The sequence below is a fragment of the Litoreibacter sp. genome (assembly GCF_058136045.1).
In genome coordinates this window covers 268,025-285,517 of sequence record NZ_JBYVDD010000006.1, presented here as the reverse complement: position 1 = coordinate 285,517, position 17,493 = coordinate 268,025, and the positions used below count along the sequence as shown (strand labels likewise).

The following is a 17,493-nucleotide window of genomic DNA, read 5'->3' as shown; positions in this document are numbered from 1 at the left end:
ATTTAGGAAAAACAGGCCCAGATAGTGGCTGCAATGGCGCTCACAGCAATACCACTGGCAAAATAAAACCACCTCGAGTGCTTTGCCGTTACGGATTGATTTATCTGAGATTGCTGCCCGCTCTGGGTTAATATTGCCTCCATAAGGTGGGGGAGCTTCGGGCCGAAACGTCCGAGCACCTGAGCGGTTGCTGCTATATCTCTAAGAAAAGCACGAGGTCCGATGTTTTGCTTAATGTAGTCTTCGACGACTGGCTGGGCGACCTCCCAGATATTGATTTGTGGGTACATCGTACGAGCGACACCTTCGACAACGACCATTGTTCGTTGCAGTAAAATTAGCTCCGTACGGGTTTCCATGCCAAAGCGCTCGGTAACTTCGAACAGGTACGCCAAGAGACTACCCATCGACATTTGAGTCGCGTTCATGCCGAAAATGGGTTCTCCAACAGCACGCAGTGCTTGGGCGAAGTCGTCTATGTCGCGGTCCGCTGGTACATATCCTGCTTCAAAGTGTACTTCTGCTACGCGCCGATAATCTTTGCGAATGAACCCAATTAAAATTTCCGCATATGCCCGACGTGTATACTCGTCGATCCGGCCCATAATACCGAAATCGTAGGCAATAATGTCACCGTTTGCGCTGACTTTTAGATTGCCCTGGTGCATGTCCGCATGGAAATATCCATCATTGAGGGCCTGCCGCAGGAATAATTGTAAAAGCCGCTCACCCAGAATTTTCCGATCATGGCCGGCTGCATAAATTGCTTCGGTGTCGCCAAAGGGAGTCCCCTCAGCCCATTCCATCGTCATTACGCGTTTGGCGGAGTGGAAAAAGTGAATTTTAGGTACAATGAAGCCTGCATCATCGGCTGATTTAGCAGCATATTCACCTGCGGCAGCACCTTCTAGGCGAAGATCCAACTCACCTTGGACTACGCCGTCAAAATGTCGGATAACTTCAGATGGATGAAGTCGGCGTGATGATGGGGAGAATAATTCAACCATTGAGGCGGCGAGATAGAATGCGTCGATATCTTTGCGAAAGGCGCGTTCGATTTTTGGGCGAAGGACTTTGACGGCGACGTCTTCGCCCGTGGATTTCAATTTTGCTTTATGGACTTGTGCGATTGAAGCTGCGGCGATTGAGTCTGAGAACTCTGAGAATACCGTATCCAGAGGAGCACCAAGTTCAGTTTCAACGGTGGCAATAGCGACATCAGTTGGGAATGGTGGAAGCTTGTCTTGCAACACTCTCAATTGTAACGCCAATTCATCACCAACCACATCGGGTCGTGTCGAGAGGACTTGGCCAAACTTAATATATGCAGGGCCAAGGGCTGTTAATGCGCGAACCGCAGGTGGCATGGAAGGGTCACCTTTTGCTCCCAGCCACTTGAAAGGCCACCCTAAGACTCGCGCCAAAAGTCGCAGTGACGGAGGTGCATCAAATGCATCTAAAACTAGCCCCATTGCGCCAGTTCGCTCTAGCGTTGCACCGGTGCGAATAAGGCGCAAAACATTGTGTGGTCCGCGCATCTATATTTTCCAGCCTGAATGAAGAGCCGCAACGCCGAAAGTCATGTTTCGATAGCTAACATTTTCAAATCCAGCAGAACGGATCATGGCTGAAAATCGTTCTTGATTCGGAAATTTTCTAATAGATTCAACTAGATATTGATAGCTGTCTCGATCTCCTGCAATCATCTGTCCCATGCGGGGGATGACGTTGAATGAATAGAGGTCGTATGCCTTTTGCATCATCTCGTTTGGCAGTTGTGAAAATTCCAGCACCATCAGGCGGCCGCCGGGGCGCAAGATGCGAAAAGCCTCAGACAGTGCATCCTCAATCCGGGTTACATTGCGAATGCCAAAGCTGATTGTGTAGACGTCAAAGCTGTTGTCCTCAAAGGGCAGGGACATTGCATCGCCAACAATCCAATCGAGGCTATCGGTCATCGCAGAGGCCTCGGCCCGTTTTCGGCCCTCAATCAGCATCGATTCGGTCAGATCAAGAACCACGGCTTGCGCCTGTCCTGCGCGCTTTAGAAACCGAAATGACACGTCTCCAGTGCCGCCAGCGACATCAAGTAGGCGCTGGCCTGGGCGCGGTGCCAGCCAATCCATCATAGCGTCTTTCCAAACTCGGTGGATACCAACCGACATTACGTCATTCATAATATCATATTTGGAGGCCACATTGGTGAACACGCCGTGCACCATCCCAGCCTTTTGGTCTTCCGGGACATCGGTGAACCCGAAATGAGTTGTTTTAGATATTTCTTTTGACATCTGAGCTTGCAGTCCTTGTGGTCTCACCCTTCTTATAGGTCCAGCTTGCAGGGATACAATGCGACCGGAACGACCAAAAGGGGATTGCCGTGCCTGAATTACCAGAAGTCGAAACTGTGCGCCGTGGTCTTGAGCCGGTCATGGCGGGGCGCGTGATTGCGCATGTGGACGTGAACCGGCCTGATTTAAGGTGGCCGTTCCCGGAGAAAATGGCAGAGCGACTGAAAGGGCGAGCGGTGACGGCGCTGCGCAGGCGGTCAAAATACATTTTAGCCGACCTTGATAGCGGTGAGACGCTTATTATCCATCTTGGCATGTCTGGCCGGATGCAAATTTATGAAGGCGCATTTGCGGGGGGCGATAATGAGCCTCCTGTGACGCTGAAACATGATCATGTGGTTTTTCATATGGCGGACGGCACACGGATTGCATTCAACGATGCACGACGTTTCGGGGCGATGGATCTTGTGGCCACTAAAGGTGTTGAGCAGCATTGGTTGATCAATAAACTTGGACCGGAACCCTTGGGGAATCAGTTTGATGAGGCTTATCTAGTTGAGAAGCTTAAAGCCAAGAGTTCACCTATCAAAACGGCTTTGCTGGACCAGCGTGTCGTCGCTGGGTTGGGGAACATTTACGTATGCGAAGTGCTGTTTCGTACGGGTATTTCTCCCAAGCGGAAGGCTTCAAATCTAAGTGCGCCTCGGGTGGCATCATTGGTGCCTGCCATTCGTGACGTGTTAAATGAGGCCATTCTTTCAGGCGGATCATCCTTGCGGGATCACCGGCAAACGAATGGGGAACTTGGTTATTTTCAGCACAGATTCGCGGTTTACGGTCAAGAAGGGGAACCTTGTTTGAGCGAATGCGGAACCAAGGTTTTTCGGGTTGTTCAGTCGGGGCGATCAAGCTTTTACTGTCCGAAATGTCAAAGATGAATTGAACCTCTCAGTGAACATGGTACGAGTCATGGGCGGTTAGGAATGAGGTTATCCAATGGCGTACAAGACGATTATCGTTGAAATTGAAGACCATGTGGCTCTTATCAGGCTGAACAGACCCGATGCTTTGAACGCTCTGAACGCCGAATTGTTGGTGGAATTGTCGGATGCTTTGATCGATGCGGGTAAGAATGATAAAGTTAGATGCATCGTTCTGACAGGGTCCGAGAAGGCATTTGCAGCAGGTGCTGACATCACCGAGATGGCGGGAAAAAGCTTCGGTGATGTATTTGGAAACGACCAGTTTTCTGAGTTTCCAAATGTATTCATGCGTGTTCGCAAGCCGGTCATAGCGGCGGTGTCTGGGTATGCTCTGGGCGGAGGATGCGAGTTAGCAATGCTGTGCGATTTCATCATCGCGTCCGACACTGCTAAGTTTGGTCAACCAGAAATTAATTTAGGCGTTATTGCCGGGCTTGGTGGAACTCAACGCCTCACGAGGTTCGTTGGTAAATCTAAGGCCATGGATATGAACTTGACTGGCCGTTTTATGGATGCGGAAGAGGCTGAGCGCTCCGGGCTCGTCAGTCGCGTGGTTCCCGCTAAGAAATTGGTTCAAGAAGCGCTGGCCTCTGCGGCTAAAATTGCTGAGAAATCGGCTATGGCGACAATGGCGGCTAAAGAAGCTGTTAACCGTAGCTATGAGTCGTCACTTGCTGAGGGCTTGCTGTTTGAGCGCCGTCTTTTCCACTCATTATTCGCTACAGAAGACCAAGCGGAGGGCATGGCGGCCTTTGTTGAGAAGCGAGAGGCCCAGTTCCGCGACAAGTAACAGTATTTAGGGCGTTGACTTGCCAAGGAGTCAGTCCTAGAAGCGCATTCTTAGATTTACACACCGAACCATCGGGATTCTTACGTATGGCAAATTCGCCTCAAGCAAAAAAGCGCGCGCGTCAAATCGAACGCCGCACCGAAGTGAACAAAACGCGTCGTTCACGCATCCGCACCTTCCTGCGCAAAGTAGAAGAAGCAATTACCGCTGGTGATTCTTCTGTTGCCAAGGATGCGCTCAAATCCGCACAGCCTGAACTGATGCGCGGCGTATCTAAAGGAATCATGCACAAAAATACTGCGGCACGTAAAATGTCGCGCCTATCCTCGCGAGTTAAAGCCCTCGGCTAAACTTTCGTGACGATTAAAATTCGAATCATAAAAGCGCGCTTTTCGGAGCGCGTTTTTTTTATGATCAGTTGCTTATCTAGCACCATTCACATCGTTGTAAGATTCGGGAAACCATTAACTCTGAGTCAAGCGCGAAGATCAGTTGCGGGATACCCTAACTAGTCGCTATCCATGTTGAGCGATTCAATTCGTTTCGGGGGACATGGAATGAGCACGCGTGCTGAACCAGCTATAGAAGAGCTGCTGCCTGTTCAGGCATGGGACCGTTTAAAGGACGATCCATCTGCGGTGCTTATCGACGTCAGGACGAAAGCCGAGTGGGCTTTTGTAGGGAAGCCTGATTTGTCGAGTCTGAACCGGTCGGTCATGTTGGTCGAATGGTCTAGATATCCGGATATGTCTGCAAACCCACGGTTTGTTGAAGAAATGAACGATGCATTGGGCGGTACTATTCCGACTCAGATTTTGTTCATTTGCAGGTCAGGTGTGCGTTCGTTGAACGCCGCCAAGGCGGTGTTGATGTCTCTGACCAGTGAGACGCCCGCATTCGATTTGTTCAACGTGACCGAAGGGTTCGAAGGGGACTTGGATCAAGCGAAACATCGGGGGGGCCTGAACGGATGGAAGGCCCACGGACTGCCATGGCGGCAGTCTTGATCTGCGGAACGGGGACAAAATGACGAACGACACTTGGGGCCAAGCACGTGAAACACTTCAGACAACTATCGGGAAAAATAATTTCCTGACGTGGATTGAACCTTTGACCTTTGTGTCCTGTGAAGGTGGCGTTGCTGAATTTGGTGTTCAAACCAGTTTTCAAGGTGATTGGGTGTCCCGTAATTTTGGAGATGAAATCCTTCGCCAATTTGGAAACCTTGGTAACCCGGTAACGCGGCTGAAATTTTCCGTTCTAGCTAATAGCCCTGCACCTTCGCCGCCCGTGCCTGCATCGGAAGGCTTTAAAGGGAAGTCGTCGGCATCGTCGCGCTCGTTCAATGAGAAAATGCTTGGTGCTCCGTTAGATAAGCGGTTTACTTTCGACCGATTTGTCGTCGGGAAGCCCAATGAATTGGCCCATGCCGCTGCGCGCCGGGTTGCCGAAGGGGGGCCTGTTGGGTTTAACCCTTTGTTCCTTTATGGTGGCGTTGGCCTTGGCAAAACTCACCTGATGCACGCGATCGCTTGGGAACTGCAGATGCGCTCGCCGGAACTGCGTGTCGTTTATCTATCGGCAGAGCAATTTATGTATAGATTCATCCAAGCGTTGCGCGACAACCAGATGATGGACTTTAAAAGCTTGTTCCGCTCAGTTGACGTTTTGATGGTGGATGATGTGCAGTTCATTGCCGGAAAAGGCAGCACTCAAGAAGAATTTTTCCATACTTTCAATGCGCTGATAGATCAGCAAAAGCAGATTATCATATCGGCGGACTGCGCGCCCGGTGAAATTGACGGTCTGGAAGAGCGTATTCGGTCTCGTTTGCAGTGGGGGCTGGTCGTGGACCTGCATCCGACTGATTATGAGCTTCGTCTTGGGATTTTGCAGCAGAAGGTTGAGCAGTACCGCGCACAGTATCAAGAGTTAGAAATTACCAATGGGGTGTTGGAGTTTCTTGCACATCGGATATCTAACAATGTGCGTGTTTTAGAGGGAGCTTTGACAAGACTCTTTGCTTTGGCCTCTTTGGTCGGTCGTGAAATTACCTTGGACATGGCGCAGGAAAGCTTAGCTGACATTTTGCGTCAGTCGGACCGGAAGGTCACGATGGACGAGATCATGCGCAAGACCTGCGATTATTATAATGTTCGTATGTCTGACCTTTTGTCGCCAAAGCGGTCACGCAACATTGCGCGCCCTCGGCAGATGGCGATGTGGCTCTCTAAACACCTCACGCAGCGCTCTTACCCTGAGATCGGCAAGCGGTTTGGCAACCGTGATCACACGACGGTAATCCATGCAGTGCGTAAGATTGAGGAGTTAAAAGCCCAAGATAGCCAAGTGGCCGAAGACGCGGAGCTATTGCGTCGCATGTTAGAGGCCTAATTGGCTTGACGGCCCCGTGATAAAAGCGGACTTTTCAATTAATGTTTGCATATGCGGGCGGAGAGGGTAGTCTCTCCGCCCCAACATCTTCTAAGAGGGACGGAAATGAAAATCAGTGTCGAGCGTAGCGCCCTGCTCAAGGCTGTTAGCCAAGCCCAATCCGTGGTTGAGCGTCGCAACACCATTCCGATTCTTGCCAACGTGCTAATTGAAGCCGAAGGCAATGATGTCAGCTTTCGAGCGACTGACCTTGATATCGAGGTCGTCGACAAAGCACCAGCCCAAGTGGAGCGTCCCGGTGCCACAACCGTTTCGGCGACTACGCTGCATGAGATTGTGCGCAAACTACCCGATGGAGCCCTTGTTTCATTGAGTGATGACGGAACATCTGGGCGCCTTACTGTTGAGGCCGGGCGGTCGAATTTCTCATTGGCGACATTGCCAAAAGAAGATTTTCCGGTAATGGCCTCGTCAGAGTACCAGTCCAATTTTTCGGCTCCGGCCCCAGTGCTGCGTCGTTTGTTCGATAAGTCAAAATTCGCGATCTCGACCGAGGAGACGCGTTATTATCTGAACGGTGTCTATATGCATATCTCGGATGCTGACGGTGGTAAGGTGCTGCGGTGTGTGGCAACCGATGGGCATCGTCTTGCGCGTATTGATGCTGATCTGCCAAGTGATGCGGCTGATATGCCGGGCGTGATCGTACCGCGCAAGACTGTGGCAGAGCTTCGCAAGCTTCTTGAAGATGACGAGATGCAAATCGCAGTGTCGGTGTCTGAGACTAAAATACGCTTTGCGACACCGGATATTACCTTAACCTCCAAGGTGATAGACGGAACCTTTCCCGATTATACCCGTGTAATCCCACAAGGAAACACGCGTAAACTGGAAGTGGATGCGGCTGAGTTTGCCAAGGCTGTGGACCGCGTGGCAACGGTGTCTTCTGAGCGATCACGGGCGGTGAAGCTGTCGCTAAGTGAAGACAAGTTAATCTTGTCTGTTAACGCTCCTGATAGCGGTGCCGCAGAAGAAGAATTGGCCGTGGCTTATAGAGACGAGCCGTTGGAAATTGGCTTCAATGCTAAGTATCTTCTTGAAATTGCTGGACAAGTTGATCGTGAAAACGCTGTTTTCATGTTCAATTCGGCAGGTGATCCTACCTTGATGCGGGAAGGGAATGACCAGTCGGCTGTCTACGTTGTGATGCCTATGCGCGTTTAACGTGCTGCTATGGCGGGGTTGTACCTCTCTTCTTTAACGCTGTCTCACTTTAGGTCTCACCGTCGGGTGGATTTGGAGTTGGATGATCGTCCTGTTGCGATTTTTGGGTCGAATGGGGCAGGAAAAACCAATGTTTTAGAAGCAATATCAATGCTTTCGCCGGGACGTGGCTTGCGTCGCGCGAAAGTGGATGAGATTGCACGGTTGCCTGAAGCGCTGGGCTGGAAAGTCTCCGGCGTATTGAACAGCCTTGGCCAAGTCCATGAAATTGAAACACGGGCAGAATCTGGTGCGAGCAGAACTGTTCGGATTGATGGGAAAGCAACACCTCAAATTACGCTGGGAAGGGTCGCCAGAATCGTTTGGTTGATCCCGGCTATGGACCGGCTTTGGTTGGAGGGGGCCGAAGGGCGGCGGCGGTTTTTGGACCGTATTACTTTGAGCTTCGAGCCGAAACATGCAGAAGTATCAGTGGCTTACGAGAAGGCGATGCGGCAGCGTAATCGGCTGCTTAAGGATATGGTGCGCGACGCAATGTGGTATGGCGCATTGGAGGCCCAGATGGCTGAGGCCGGAGCGCAGATCATTGCGAACCGTGCCGCAGCTTTGGTGCGATTGCGGTGCGCTATGGAGGGGGCCGAGACTTCTTTCCCGACTGCTGATCTGTCTATTGAGAACCCCGATGACGGCGATTTTATTGATGGTCAGGAGGCTTTGCTACAGGCCCTCCAAGCGTCTCGATCTGCTGATTTGAGAGCCGGACGAACACTTGTTGGGCCACATCGTGCGGACATGAAGGCTATCTATAGGGCCAAGAATATTGAGGCAAAACAGTGCTCTACCGGAGAGCAGAAGGCGTTACTACTGTCACTAATCCTTGCCAATGCACGGGCGTTGTCGGAAGATTTCGGGGCGGCTCCGTTGATCTTGCTGGATGAGGTGGCAGCGCATTTGGATGCGGAGCGACGCGCGGCTCTTTATGATGAGATATGCGCCTTAAAAGCGCAGGCATGGATGACGGGGACGGGGGCAGAGTTGTTCACGGAATTAGGGAATCGCGCGCAACATTTGGAAGTGTTAGAGGCGGGCGGTACATCTGAGGTTAACAGGTACAGTGTGTACGGAATTTTGTCTGGAGCGTACAAATGACGATCTCAGCGTATGAATTACTGTTCTACGCGGGCGGACTTTTCATCTTGTTTTTGACGCCGGGACCGGTGTGGGTGGCGTTGCTGGCGCGCTCTATGTCGGGCGGTTTCCGGGCGGCCTGGCCGCTGGCGTTTGGTGTTGTCGTCGGTGATGTCATCTGGCCGTTGGTGGCGGTGTTGGGGGTTACATGGATCGTGGATCAGGCCAGCTGGTTTATGGATGTGCTGAAATGGGTGGCGGCGGGGATGTTCGTGGTGATGGGAGTTTTGCTGATCCGGAAGGCAGACATGAAGCTGGCGAAAAATTCACGCCTGACGCGTCCCGGCATGTGGGCGGGGTTCATCGCTGGCGTGGTGGTGATTTTATCAAACCCGAAGGCGGTACTGTTCTACATGGGTATGTTGCCAGGGTTTTTCGATCTGACGATGGTGACGGGCTGGGATATCGCGGCGATATGTTTTTTGAGCTTCCTTGTGCCGCTGATAGGGAACCTTGTTTTGGCTGCGTCTGTGGACCGAGTCCGGGGGGTGTTAACGACGCCGAGAGCCATGCGAAAGATGAATGTGGTCGCGGGGTACTTGCTGATTGGAGTCGGTGTAGCGATCGGCTTATTCTAGCCGTATGTTCGATCAGGGCAGTGGTTTCTAACACCACAATATCTTGCGCCAACTGCGTGACAAGCACCAGTAAAACCCCTATATTTCGCGTAACTTAAGCGGGAAAGACTTCATGGCCGACGAACAAAGTAAAAAAGAAGAGTATGGTGCGGATTCTATTAAGGTTCTCAAGGGCCTAGAAGCAGTTCGTAAGCGGCCAGGGATGTATATCGGGGATACCGATGACGGCTCTGGCTTACATCACATGATCTATGAGGTTGTCGATAACGGGATCGATGAGGCGCTGGCGGGCCATGCGGATGCGGTGAACGTGACAGTTCATGACGACGGGTCGGTTTCGGTCAGCGATAACGGGCGCGGTATTCCGGTGGGCATCCACGAGGAAGAGGGCGTTTCTGCCGCCGAAGTCATCATGACGCAACTACATGCTGGCGGTAAGTTTGACAGCAATTCCTACAAGATTTCAGGCGGTTTGCACGGGGTTGGCGTATCGGTTGTGAACGCGCTGAGCGATTATCTGGAGCTGCGCATTTGGCGTGATGGCAAGGAGCATCTTGCGCGCTTTGAGCATGGTGACACGGTTAAGCATCTGGAAGTTCTGGGCGATGTTGACCGCACGGGGACTGAAGTGCGGTTCTTGGCGTCACTCGATACGTTCTCGAACCGCGATTATGTGTTTACGACATTGGAAAACCGGCTACGGGAGCTGGCGTTTTTGAACTCGGGCGTGCGGATTATTTTGATCGACGAGCGCCCTGTCGAGCATTTGCGCGCTGAGCTGTATTATGACGGCGGCGTTAAGGAATTCGTGAAGTATTTGGATCGCTCCAAGACTGCGATGATGCCTGAGCCAATTTATATTGTTGGTGAGAAAGACGACATTGGCGTTGAAGTCGCGATGTGGTGGAATGACAGCTATAATGAGATGGTTCTGCCGTTTACCAACAACATTCCGCAGCGTGATGGCGGGGCGCATCTGGCGGGATTTCGTGGCGCGTTGACGCGTACGATTAACAATTATGCGCAATCCTCGGGGATCGCCAAGAAGGAAAAGATTTCGTTCACAGGCGATGATGCGCGCGAAGGGTTAACGTGCGTGTTGTCGGTGAAAGTGCCGGATCCGAAGTTTTCGAGCCAAACCAAGGACAAGTTGGTGTCGTCAGAAGTGCGCCCAGCGGTCGAGGGTTTGGTGAATGAGAAATTAGCGGAGTGGTTTGAAGAAAACCCCAATGAGGCACGCATTATTGTGTCGAAGATTGTTGAGGCGGCGCAGGCGCGCGAAGCGGCACGTAAAGCGCGTGAATTGACGCGACGCAAGAACCCGATGGACATGAATTTCTTGTCCTCGAAGCTGAAAGATTGCTCGAATAAAGACCCTTCCAAGACAGAAATCTTCCTTGTGGAAGGGGACTCGGCCGGGGGGTCGGCGCAAACGGGGCGCGATCGCCAAACGCAGGCTATCTTGCCATTGAAGGGTAAGATTTTGAATGTGGAGCGGGCACGTTTTGACCGGATGTTGGGCAGCCAAGAGATCGGTAATATGGTCATGGCGTTGGGCACGGGAATTGGGCGCGATGAGTTTGATGTGTCGAAACTGCGCTACCATAAAATCGTTATCATGACGGATGCTGACGTGGATGGCGCGCATATCCGTACGCTTTTGCTGACGTTCTTCTACCGCCAAATGCCCGAATTGATCGAGCAGGGGCACCTCTATATTGCGCAACCACCGCTGTATAAAGTGGCGCGTGGGCGCTCAGAAGTTTACCTAAAAGATCAAGCTTCGATGGAGGATTATCTGATCGAGCAGGGTGTTGAAGGGGCTGTTTTGAAGTTGGCCAGCGGGGAAGAGATTGTTGGTCAAGATTTGCGGCGCGTCATTGATGAGGCGCGTTTGGTCCGGCGTATTTTGGAAGCCTTCCCAACGCATTACCCGCAACATATTTTGGAACAGTCGGCGATTGCAGGGGCGTTTGAAGCGGGGCAGTTGGATGGTGATCTGCAAGCGGTTGCCAATACGGTTGCTGCTCGGTTGGACCTAATCGCATTAGAGTATGAGAAGGGCTGGCAAGGCCGCCCAACACAAGACAAAGGCATTCGGTTGTGGCGCGTTTTGCGCGGCGTGGATGAGGTTCGTGTGTTGGATGGTGGCGTTCTGCGGTCCGGAGAAGCGAGGCGCTTGGGGCAATTGACCAAGAGCTTGCAGGAGACTTATGGCCAACCTGCAAAGCTGGTTCGAAAGGACCGTGAGCAGCCGGTATATGGCCCGATTGATTTGCTTCAGTCGATTCTGGAAGAAGGCGAAAAAGGTCTGTCTTTACAGCGCTACAAAGGGCTTGGCGAGATGAATCCTGACCAGTTGTGGGAGACGACGCTTGACCCGGATGCGCGGACGCTCTTGCAGGTTAAGATTGAGGACGTTGCAGAAGCGGATGATATCTTCACTAAGTTGATGGGTGATGTGGTTGAACCGAGACGTGAGTTCATCCAAACGAATGCGCTGAATGTTGAAAATCTAGATTTCTAACGGGCAGTTTCAGGACTGGACCTCTTTAGGTGTTTCCTCAAGCTCATCATTCAGGCAGGCATCCAGAGCACTAAAGGAGCGTTCGGCTGAGCCAGTGTTGCGATTGCTCAAGAAGGCTTCGAACTTTGGGCGCGCAACAATTGCGGCGTCGATTATTTCACTTGAGTTTGGCTCGTACAAACCGGCTTGGATCATTAGCTCAGCCTCGTCATAGGCCCCCATTACACGGCGGGTGCGTTCAAGGATTTCTAGCTCGGAGGGGGAGGCTGCGGCTGGTAGGCTGCGTGATACGGATTTTAGGATATCAATTGCGGGAAAGCGCCCGCGCTCTGCGATTTTGCGCTCCAAGACCACGTGCCCATCTAGGACGCCGCGCATGATATCGGCTATAGGGCCTTCCATGTCCGAGCCCTGCACCAAGACCGAAAAGACGGCTGTGATGTCACCAGAGCCTTCCAAACCCGTGCCTGCGCGCTCGCTAAGCGCCATGAGCTCTTGAGATGTCGAGGGCGGAAAGCCTTGTAAACTTGGGTCCTCCCCAGATGATACAGCGATTTCTCTGTGGGCCTCGGCAAACCGTGTCATGGAGTCCGAGAGTAAAAACACATGTGCCCCTTGGTCGCGGAAGAACTCTGCAACGGCCATGCCGACCCAAGCCCCACGGCGGCGAACCATGGCTGATTGGTCCGAGGTTGCGGCGATCACAACGGCCCGCTTCAGACCTTCTGGGCCTAAGGTATCTTCTAGGAAGTCCCGGACCTCGCGGCCACGTTCACCTATTAAGCAGATGACGATGACGTCGGCGTCCACTCCTTTGGCCAAGTCCGCGAGAAGTGTTGATTTACCGACGCCAGACCCTGAAAAAATTCCGATGCGTTGACCCCGAACAATTGGAAGGAGGGTATCGAATGCGGCTATTCCGGTTTCGATTCGGCTGCCGAGGCGTTTTCTTTTTGTGGGTGCTGGTGGGCTAGCCTTTAGGGGTACATCTGCGGTGCCCTCAACCAAGGGCCTCCCATCCATGGGCCGAAGAAAGGGGTCAATGACACGGCCTAACCAACTTTTATCAGGTCGAATTCGTGTCGGTCCAAGGTGCCTAACGCGGTCATTTAGGGCCATACCTTGGCTGCCGGATTCAGGTAAAATATCGGCTGTGGCACCTCGAAGCGCAAGAATTTCTCCGAAAACGGCATCTCGGCCACTAGGAAAAACTTCAACAATATCACCAACTTGTCCAATTTTTGACAAACCAATTACCTGAATTATGTTTGAACTCGTTGCGCTTATGGATCCGTCGCACTCCGACCGTGGGATTGCTTTGATGGAAGAAACTAAGGGCGCAAAAGATTGTGACAACATTGGAATTCTCTTTTTAGGTACGATTACTTTTCTTAAAGGAATCACCCTTAAGACAAGATGTATGAATTCCAAGGGAGAACCCCGGATGTTCCAGAATATATCTTTGTTTCGCACTGCGAATGCGATGGCGACCCACGCGGCAAGCAGGCAATCGGTGATTGCTAAGAATATTGCCAATGTAGATACGCCTAATTTTAAAGCTCGCGACATAACGCCGTTTCGTCAAGAGTTGGGAAATGGCGCGAACCCGCTAGAGATGGTGAAAACCCGTAGCGGGCACATTCAAGGCGAAAGCGGTGCCCGAGGCGTGGCGCATCTAGTCACGGCTAGTTCCGAGGCGACACCGAATGGGAATACTGTTTCTATCGAGGCTGAGATGCTGAAGTCGATAGAAGCGGAACAACAACACTCGCGCGCCCTAGCAATATACCAAAGCTCTCTTGATTTGATCAAGATTAGCATTGGTCGTGGGCGATAGGCGGCAGTATGGCGAATTTACATGATAGTTTAAGTGTTGCCGCGAGCGGGATGCGTGCTCAATCATCTCGATTGCGTCTGACGTCTGAGAATCTTGCGAACGCGGATACGCCTGGTTACCGGCGAAAAATGGCATCATTTGAACAGGTGATGAATGCGGGCCGTGCGACCGGTGAGGTCAAACAAGGGCGGACAAACTTGGATCAAGCGGATCTTTTGGAAGTCTTTGACCCGTCTCACCCTATGTCAAATGAGGCCGGCTATTATAGCGGCTCAAATGTTAACATGATGATTGAAATAGCGGACGCTCGAGAGGCGCAACGAAGCTATGAAGCTAATCTAAAAATGTTTGAGCAGGTTCGGAAGATGTCGACTTCCTTGCTGGATCTGCTTCGAAGATAATTTTCTGTAACAATGAGGACCATCCAGAATGGATATTTCCGCTACAATTGCTCAAAGAGCTTATGGGGCCGCAAAGCCTGCTACCACTCCAAGTGCAGATTCCTCTGTACCAAGTGCGGTGCAAAATTTTTCTGATGTTTTGATGGCAGGTGAGCAAACTGCAATGTCATCAATGCAAGGAAATGCCGATCCACATGCGTTGGTCGAGGCATTGGCGCAAACGGAACTGGCAATTCAAACGGCAGTGAGTGTTCGAGATAAAGTCGTCGAGGCGTATCAAGAAATTTTGAGGATGCCAGTCTGATGATGGGTGAAGCTGAATTTTTTGATGTCCTGCGCCAAGGTCTATGGATTGCTGTTGTTATTTCAGCTCCAATTCTGGCGGTGGCTCTTGGTGTGGGCTTGATGGTCGGTTTATTTCAAGCCCTCACTTCGATTCAGGAAATGACGCTTACTTTTGTGCCGAAAGTTGGTGCGATGCTTGCAGTGTTTTGGGCATCAATGAGTTTCATGACGCGCAACCTCACAAGTTTTTGGGCTGACACTCTTATTCCGCTGATTGCAGGAGGCTAGCCCATGGGAAATTCGATCTACGCAACTCTTACTAGACAGTCTGGCTTGATGAATGAGATGCGGATTGTGGCGAATAATATTGCCAATATGGCAACGACGGGATTTCGGTCCGAGGCGGCAGTATTCTCAGAGCAGATTAAGCAACTTGGAGACGGGCAGGGCAGTTTATCAATGGCCACTGCGAATGCTCACATCACAAGTTTTGAGCAGGGAGCACTGACCAAAACAGGTGGCACTTTCGACCTTGGGATTGAGGGCGAAGGGTATTTTCAAATTGAAACACCTTCGGGAGCGCGCTTGTCACGGGCGGGTGTTTTCACCCCGAATGCAGGGGGGGAGTTAGTGACGCCTGAAGGCTACCGGCTGTTGGATGCAGGGGGCGCACCAGTGTTTGTGCCATCTGATGCAGGACAGATCAGTGTTGCCCCGGATGGGACCCTGTCAGTTAATGGAGGGCCAATAGGGCAGGTGGGGTTGGTTAACCCAATCGATATGACCGATTTAGTCCGAGAGGATGGTGTGAGGTTTAAGACAAACTCCGATTTGGTCCCGGCAGAAAACGCAACAATTAAGCAAGGCTTTCTGGAGTCCTCAAACGTCGATCCGGTTCAGCAAATTGCACGTATGATTGAAGTTCAAAGATCATATGAGATGGGGCAGTCCTTCCTCGACAAAGAGGATGAGCGATTGAGGTCAATTATGACGCTTGTTGGCGGACGATAGAAAAGGATCTGAAAATGAATGCGCTAAAAATTGCCGCCACAGGGATGGCTGCTCAACAAATGCGGGTTGATGTTATAGCAAATAACCTCGCGAATATGTCCACGACGGGCTATAATACGCGACGTGCGGAGTTTGCGGATTTACATTATCAGCAAATGACACGCGCTGGCAGTATTAATGCATCCGATGGAACTTTGGTGCCAGCAGGCGTGCAACTGGGGCTTGGTGTTCGCCCAACCGCCGTGTCGGTGAATGTGGAGCAAGGGGCACTGTCACAGACTGGCGGCGACTTGGACGTTGCCATTGAGGGGCGCGGGTATCTTGAAGTTACGCTGCCTTCCGGTGCCGCAGGATATACTCGGGATGGGGGGCTGAAGCGGACAGGAGATGGGTTACTTGTGACATCGGACGGTTTTCCAATCGTTCCAAATATTACTATCCCGGAAGATGCTCGCTCAATCTCGATTAACCCTGATGGCGAAGTGTTCGCTTATTTTATCGATCGGATAGAGCCTGAACAACTTGGGCAATTAACGCTGGCTGGATTTTCTAATGAAAAGGGCCTGGAAGCAATCGGAAGTAACTTGTTCGTTGAGACGGGTGCGTCTGGCGCTGCGGTTGTTGGAACTGCGGGCGACAACGGTCTTGGGAGTTTTCGCCATGGCTATCTCGAGGATTCATCCGTTGATGCCGTGAGGGAAGTTACTGAACTGATCGAGGCGCAACGAGGGTATGAGCTGAACGCGAAAGTAATCACAGCTGCTGACCAAATGCTAAGTGCTACGACGCAAATCCGATGAGAGGGAAGGGTAGCATAATTTTTCTCGGGATTTTATCGGTGTGGGCCGCCCTATCTGCATCCGCTCAGGCGGTTATCCCGATTCACACGATCCGCCCGGGGGAGATCCTGCGCCTTGAGGACGTTCGAGCCTCTGAGGACACCAAGCCGGGGTTTGTTAGTGATGTGCAAGCCGTAGTGGGGATGGAGGCGCGCAGGATTCTTTATGCTGGACGCCCAATAAAGAGAACAGATGTTGGGCCACCAGCTTTGGTTGAGCGAAATCAAGTTGTTGTGCTGATATATAGTAGCCCTGCGCTGAGCATTAGGACCGAAGGGCGCGCGCTGGAACGCGGCGCGATAGGAGACGTATTGCGGGTGATTAATCTTACTTCTCGCAATACTGTTTTTGGCCGAGTCGATGCATCTGGTTATGTAATCGTAGAGCATTAAGTGGAGAGCCTTTGATGAAAATTAATTTTTGGCGCGGTCTGGTATTGCTGTTGTGCTGCTTTGCGGCTGCTTGCGGGCGCTTGGAAGCTGTTGGTCAGCCTCCAAAATTTAAACCTCCAACTAATTCCAACGAGCACCACGCCATGATGCGGGTTGCACTGCCTGAGACAACACAGTCTTCACTCGCTCGAGATGAGGCGTCATTGTGGCGATCTGGTCGAAACTCTTTGTTGGGGAACCAGCGTGCGGAGCAAACTGGTGACATTGTTACTGTCGTTGTGGAAATTGATGAGCGTGCGGAAATATCAAACAGCACATCACGCCAAAGGGCGGGTTCTGAAAGCCTTGCGATTCCGTCGCTCTTCGGAATTCCTCAGCGTATCAACGAAGCACTTCCAGATGGGGCAAGTTTGGATACAGCTGTTTCAACAAATTCGAGTAGTTCTTCTTCTGGAAATGGAACTGTCCGTCGTAAAGAAAAATTCTCTGTTAGGATCGCAGCAACCGTGGTGGACGTTTTGGAAAATGGCGTGTTGAGCATTCAAGGGTCGCAAGAAGTTCGCGTCAATTTTGAGCTTCGGGAGCTTTTGATCACGGGGTATGTGCGTCCCGCTGACATTAATCGGAAGAACGAAGTTAGTTATGATCGAATCGCGGCTGCGCGGATTTCCTATGGTGGGCGCGGGCAAATCACAGATGTACAGCAGCCACGATACGGTCAGCAAGTGGCTGATATATTGTTACCATTCTAGG

The 17,493-nt window shown here is 51.6% G+C and carries 20 protein-coding genes; 17 read left to right on the top strand and 3 right to left on the bottom strand.

The genetic code is table 11. The features are described from left to right. Positions 1–2: 2 nt before the first annotated feature. Both ubiB and ubiE read right to left on the bottom strand, forming a co-directional pair. Positions 3–1,538: a 2-polyprenylphenol 6-hydroxylase gene (gene ubiB / locus AC3Y7R_RS09825; protein ID WP_490041855.1), complete on the bottom strand. Its 1,536-nt coding sequence runs from the start codon at positions 1,536–1,538 to the stop codon at positions 3–5. Beyond that, positions 1,539–2,291 carry a bifunctional demethylmenaquinone methyltransferase/2-methoxy-6-polyprenyl-1,4-benzoquinol methylase UbiE gene (gene ubiE, locus AC3Y7R_RS09820; protein WP_490041854.1) on the bottom strand — a complete coding sequence of 251 codons (753 nt, stop codon included), beginning with the start codon at positions 2,289–2,291 and terminating at the stop codon, positions 1,539–1,541. Positions 2,292–2,380: 89 nt separating this feature from the next. On the opposite strand from ubiE, the gene mutM reads away from it, so the two are divergent. From mutM to gyrB, 9 genes are all read left to right on the top strand, one after another. Further along, on the top strand, positions 2,381–3,229 hold the full coding sequence (gene mutM / locus AC3Y7R_RS09815) for a bifunctional DNA-formamidopyrimidine glycosylase/DNA-(apurinic or apyrimidinic site) lyase (RefSeq protein WP_490041853.1): 849 nt from the start codon (positions 2,381–2,383) through the stop codon (positions 3,227–3,229). A 58-nt stretch (positions 3,230–3,287) separates the two neighbouring features. Next, positions 3,288–4,064, top strand: a complete 777-nt coding sequence (locus AC3Y7R_RS09810; RefSeq protein ID WP_490041852.1) for an enoyl-CoA hydratase — start codon at positions 3,288–3,290, stop codon at positions 4,062–4,064. Positions 4,065–4,150: 86 nt separating this feature from the next. Further along, on the top strand, positions 4,151–4,414 hold the full coding sequence (rpsT, locus tag AC3Y7R_RS09805) for a 30S ribosomal protein S20 (protein ID WP_490041851.1): 264 nt from the start codon (positions 4,151–4,153) through the stop codon (positions 4,412–4,414). 207 nt (positions 4,415–4,621) lie between these two features. Next, positions 4,622–5,071, top strand: coding sequence for a rhodanese-like domain-containing protein (locus tag AC3Y7R_RS09800; protein ID WP_490041850.1), 450 nt, complete (start codon positions 4,622–4,624; stop codon positions 5,069–5,071). A 19-nt stretch (positions 5,072–5,090) separates the two neighbouring features. Next, positions 5,091–6,458 carry a chromosomal replication initiator protein DnaA gene (gene dnaA / locus AC3Y7R_RS09795; RefSeq protein ID WP_490041849.1) on the top strand — a complete coding sequence of 456 codons (1,368 nt, stop codon included), beginning with the start codon at positions 5,091–5,093 and terminating at the stop codon, positions 6,456–6,458. Positions 6,459–6,563: 105 nt separating this feature from the next. Beyond that, complete coding sequence (gene dnaN, locus AC3Y7R_RS09790) at positions 6,564–7,682, top strand: DNA polymerase III subunit beta (protein ID WP_490041848.1); 1,119 nt, start codon at positions 6,564–6,566, stop codon at positions 7,680–7,682. A 9-nt stretch (positions 7,683–7,691) separates the two neighbouring features. Beyond that, positions 7,692–8,831: a DNA replication/repair protein RecF gene (gene recF / locus AC3Y7R_RS09785; RefSeq protein ID WP_490041847.1), complete on the top strand. Its 1,140-nt coding sequence runs from the start codon at positions 7,692–7,694 to the stop codon at positions 8,829–8,831. Then, positions 8,828–9,448, top strand: coding sequence for a LysE family translocator (locus tag AC3Y7R_RS09780; protein ID WP_490041846.1), 621 nt, complete (start codon positions 8,828–8,830; stop codon positions 9,446–9,448). The genes recF and AC3Y7R_RS09780 overlap by 4 nt, the downstream gene beginning before the upstream one ends. A 112-nt stretch (positions 9,449–9,560) precedes the next feature. Then, positions 9,561–11,975 (top strand): DNA topoisomerase (ATP-hydrolyzing) subunit B, encoded by a 2,415-nt coding sequence (gene gyrB, locus AC3Y7R_RS09775; protein WP_490041845.1) that lies wholly within the window; start codon positions 9,561–9,563, stop codon positions 11,973–11,975. Between the two features lie 9 nt (positions 11,976–11,984). Here gyrB and AC3Y7R_RS09770 read toward each other — a convergent pair whose 3' ends face one another. Beyond that, positions 11,985–13,334: a FliI/YscN family ATPase gene (locus AC3Y7R_RS09770; protein ID WP_490041844.1), complete on the bottom strand. Its 1,350-nt coding sequence runs from the start codon at positions 13,332–13,334 to the stop codon at positions 11,985–11,987. Here AC3Y7R_RS09770 and AC3Y7R_RS09765 point away from each other — a divergent pair. The 8 genes from AC3Y7R_RS09765 to flgH are packed head-to-tail and all read left to right on the top strand — an operon-like array spanning position 13,240 to position 17,492. Further along, on the top strand, positions 13,240–13,812 hold the full coding sequence (locus tag AC3Y7R_RS09765; protein WP_490041843.1) for a FlgB family protein: 573 nt from the start codon (positions 13,240–13,242) through the stop codon (positions 13,810–13,812). The two genes, AC3Y7R_RS09770 and AC3Y7R_RS09765, sit on opposite strands and share 95 nt — an antisense overlap. 8 nt (positions 13,813–13,820) lie before the next feature. Beyond that, on the top strand, positions 13,821–14,213 hold the full coding sequence (gene flgC, locus AC3Y7R_RS09760) for a flagellar basal body rod protein FlgC (RefSeq protein ID WP_490041842.1): 393 nt from the start codon (positions 13,821–13,823) through the stop codon (positions 14,211–14,213). Positions 14,214–14,241: 28 nt separating this feature from the next. Next, on the top strand, positions 14,242–14,517 hold the full coding sequence (gene fliE / locus AC3Y7R_RS09755) for a flagellar hook-basal body complex protein FliE (protein ID WP_490041841.1): 276 nt from the start codon (positions 14,242–14,244) through the stop codon (positions 14,515–14,517). Between the two features lie 2 nt (positions 14,518–14,519). Then, a complete protein-coding gene (locus AC3Y7R_RS09750; RefSeq protein WP_490042020.1) occupies positions 14,520–14,786 on the top strand; it encodes a flagellar biosynthetic protein FliQ in 267 nt (88 codons plus the stop codon). A gap of 3 nt (positions 14,787–14,789) precedes the next feature. Then, positions 14,790–15,509 (top strand): flagellar hook-basal body complex protein, encoded by a 720-nt coding sequence (locus AC3Y7R_RS09745; RefSeq protein ID WP_490041840.1) that lies wholly within the window; start codon positions 14,790–14,792, stop codon positions 15,507–15,509. A 14-nt stretch (positions 15,510–15,523) separates the two neighbouring features. Beyond that, the gene (gene flgG, locus AC3Y7R_RS09740) at positions 15,524–16,309 is read left to right on the top strand and encodes a flagellar basal-body rod protein FlgG (RefSeq protein WP_490041839.1); all 786 of its coding nucleotides are present in this window, start codon (positions 15,524–15,526) and stop codon (positions 16,307–16,309) included. After that, on the top strand, positions 16,306–16,740 hold the full coding sequence (flgA, locus tag AC3Y7R_RS09735; RefSeq protein ID WP_490041838.1) for a flagellar basal body P-ring formation chaperone FlgA: 435 nt from the start codon (positions 16,306–16,308) through the stop codon (positions 16,738–16,740). The genes flgG and flgA overlap by 4 nt, the downstream gene beginning before the upstream one ends. A gap of 14 nt (positions 16,741–16,754) precedes the next feature. Further along, positions 16,755–17,492, top strand: a complete 738-nt coding sequence (flgH, locus tag AC3Y7R_RS09730) for a flagellar basal body L-ring protein FlgH (protein WP_490041837.1) — start codon at positions 16,755–16,757, stop codon at positions 17,490–17,492. The last annotated feature ends 1 nt before the right edge of the window (position 17,493 follow it).

Coding starts and splice junctions, on each gene's coding strand:
- AC3Y7R_RS09765 (WP_490041843.1), top strand. CDS start 13,240: ATGTTTGAACTCGTTGCGCTTATGGATCCGTCGCACTCCGACCGTGGG.
- flgA (WP_490041838.1), top strand. CDS start 16,306: ATGAGAGGGAAGGGTAGCATAATTTTTCTCGGGATTTTATCGGTGTGG.
- AC3Y7R_RS09770 (WP_490041844.1), bottom strand. CDS start 13,334: ATGTTGTCACAATCTTTTGCGCCCTTAGTTTCTTCCATCAAAGCAATC.
- ubiB (WP_490041855.1), bottom strand. CDS start 1,538: ATGCGCGGACCACACAATGTTTTGCGCCTTATTCGCACCGGTGCAACG.
- AC3Y7R_RS09745 (WP_490041840.1), top strand. CDS start 14,790: ATGGGAAATTCGATCTACGCAACTCTTACTAGACAGTCTGGCTTGATG.
- AC3Y7R_RS09750 (WP_490042020.1), top strand. CDS start 14,520: ATGGGTGAAGCTGAATTTTTTGATGTCCTGCGCCAAGGTCTATGGATT.
- rpsT (WP_490041851.1), top strand. CDS start 4,151: ATGGCAAATTCGCCTCAAGCAAAAAAGCGCGCGCGTCAAATCGAACGC.
- ubiE (WP_490041854.1), bottom strand. CDS start 2,291: ATGTCAAAAGAAATATCTAAAACAACTCATTTCGGGTTCACCGATGTC.
- gyrB (WP_490041845.1), top strand. CDS start 9,561: ATGGCCGACGAACAAAGTAAAAAAGAAGAGTATGGTGCGGATTCTATT.
- flgH (WP_490041837.1), top strand. CDS start 16,755: ATGAAAATTAATTTTTGGCGCGGTCTGGTATTGCTGTTGTGCTGCTTT.
- recF (WP_490041847.1), top strand. CDS start 7,692: ATGGCGGGGTTGTACCTCTCTTCTTTAACGCTGTCTCACTTTAGGTCT.
- flgC (WP_490041842.1), top strand. CDS start 13,821: ATGGCGAATTTACATGATAGTTTAAGTGTTGCCGCGAGCGGGATGCGT.
- fliE (WP_490041841.1), top strand. CDS start 14,242: ATGGATATTTCCGCTACAATTGCTCAAAGAGCTTATGGGGCCGCAAAG.
- dnaN (WP_490041848.1), top strand. CDS start 6,564: ATGAAAATCAGTGTCGAGCGTAGCGCCCTGCTCAAGGCTGTTAGCCAA.
- AC3Y7R_RS09810 (WP_490041852.1), top strand. CDS start 3,288: ATGGCGTACAAGACGATTATCGTTGAAATTGAAGACCATGTGGCTCTT.
- dnaA (WP_490041849.1), top strand. CDS start 5,091: ATGACGAACGACACTTGGGGCCAAGCACGTGAAACACTTCAGACAACT.
- flgG (WP_490041839.1), top strand. CDS start 15,524: ATGAATGCGCTAAAAATTGCCGCCACAGGGATGGCTGCTCAACAAATG.
- AC3Y7R_RS09780 (WP_490041846.1), top strand. CDS start 8,828: ATGACGATCTCAGCGTATGAATTACTGTTCTACGCGGGCGGACTTTTC.
- AC3Y7R_RS09800 (WP_490041850.1), top strand. CDS start 4,622: ATGAGCACGCGTGCTGAACCAGCTATAGAAGAGCTGCTGCCTGTTCAG.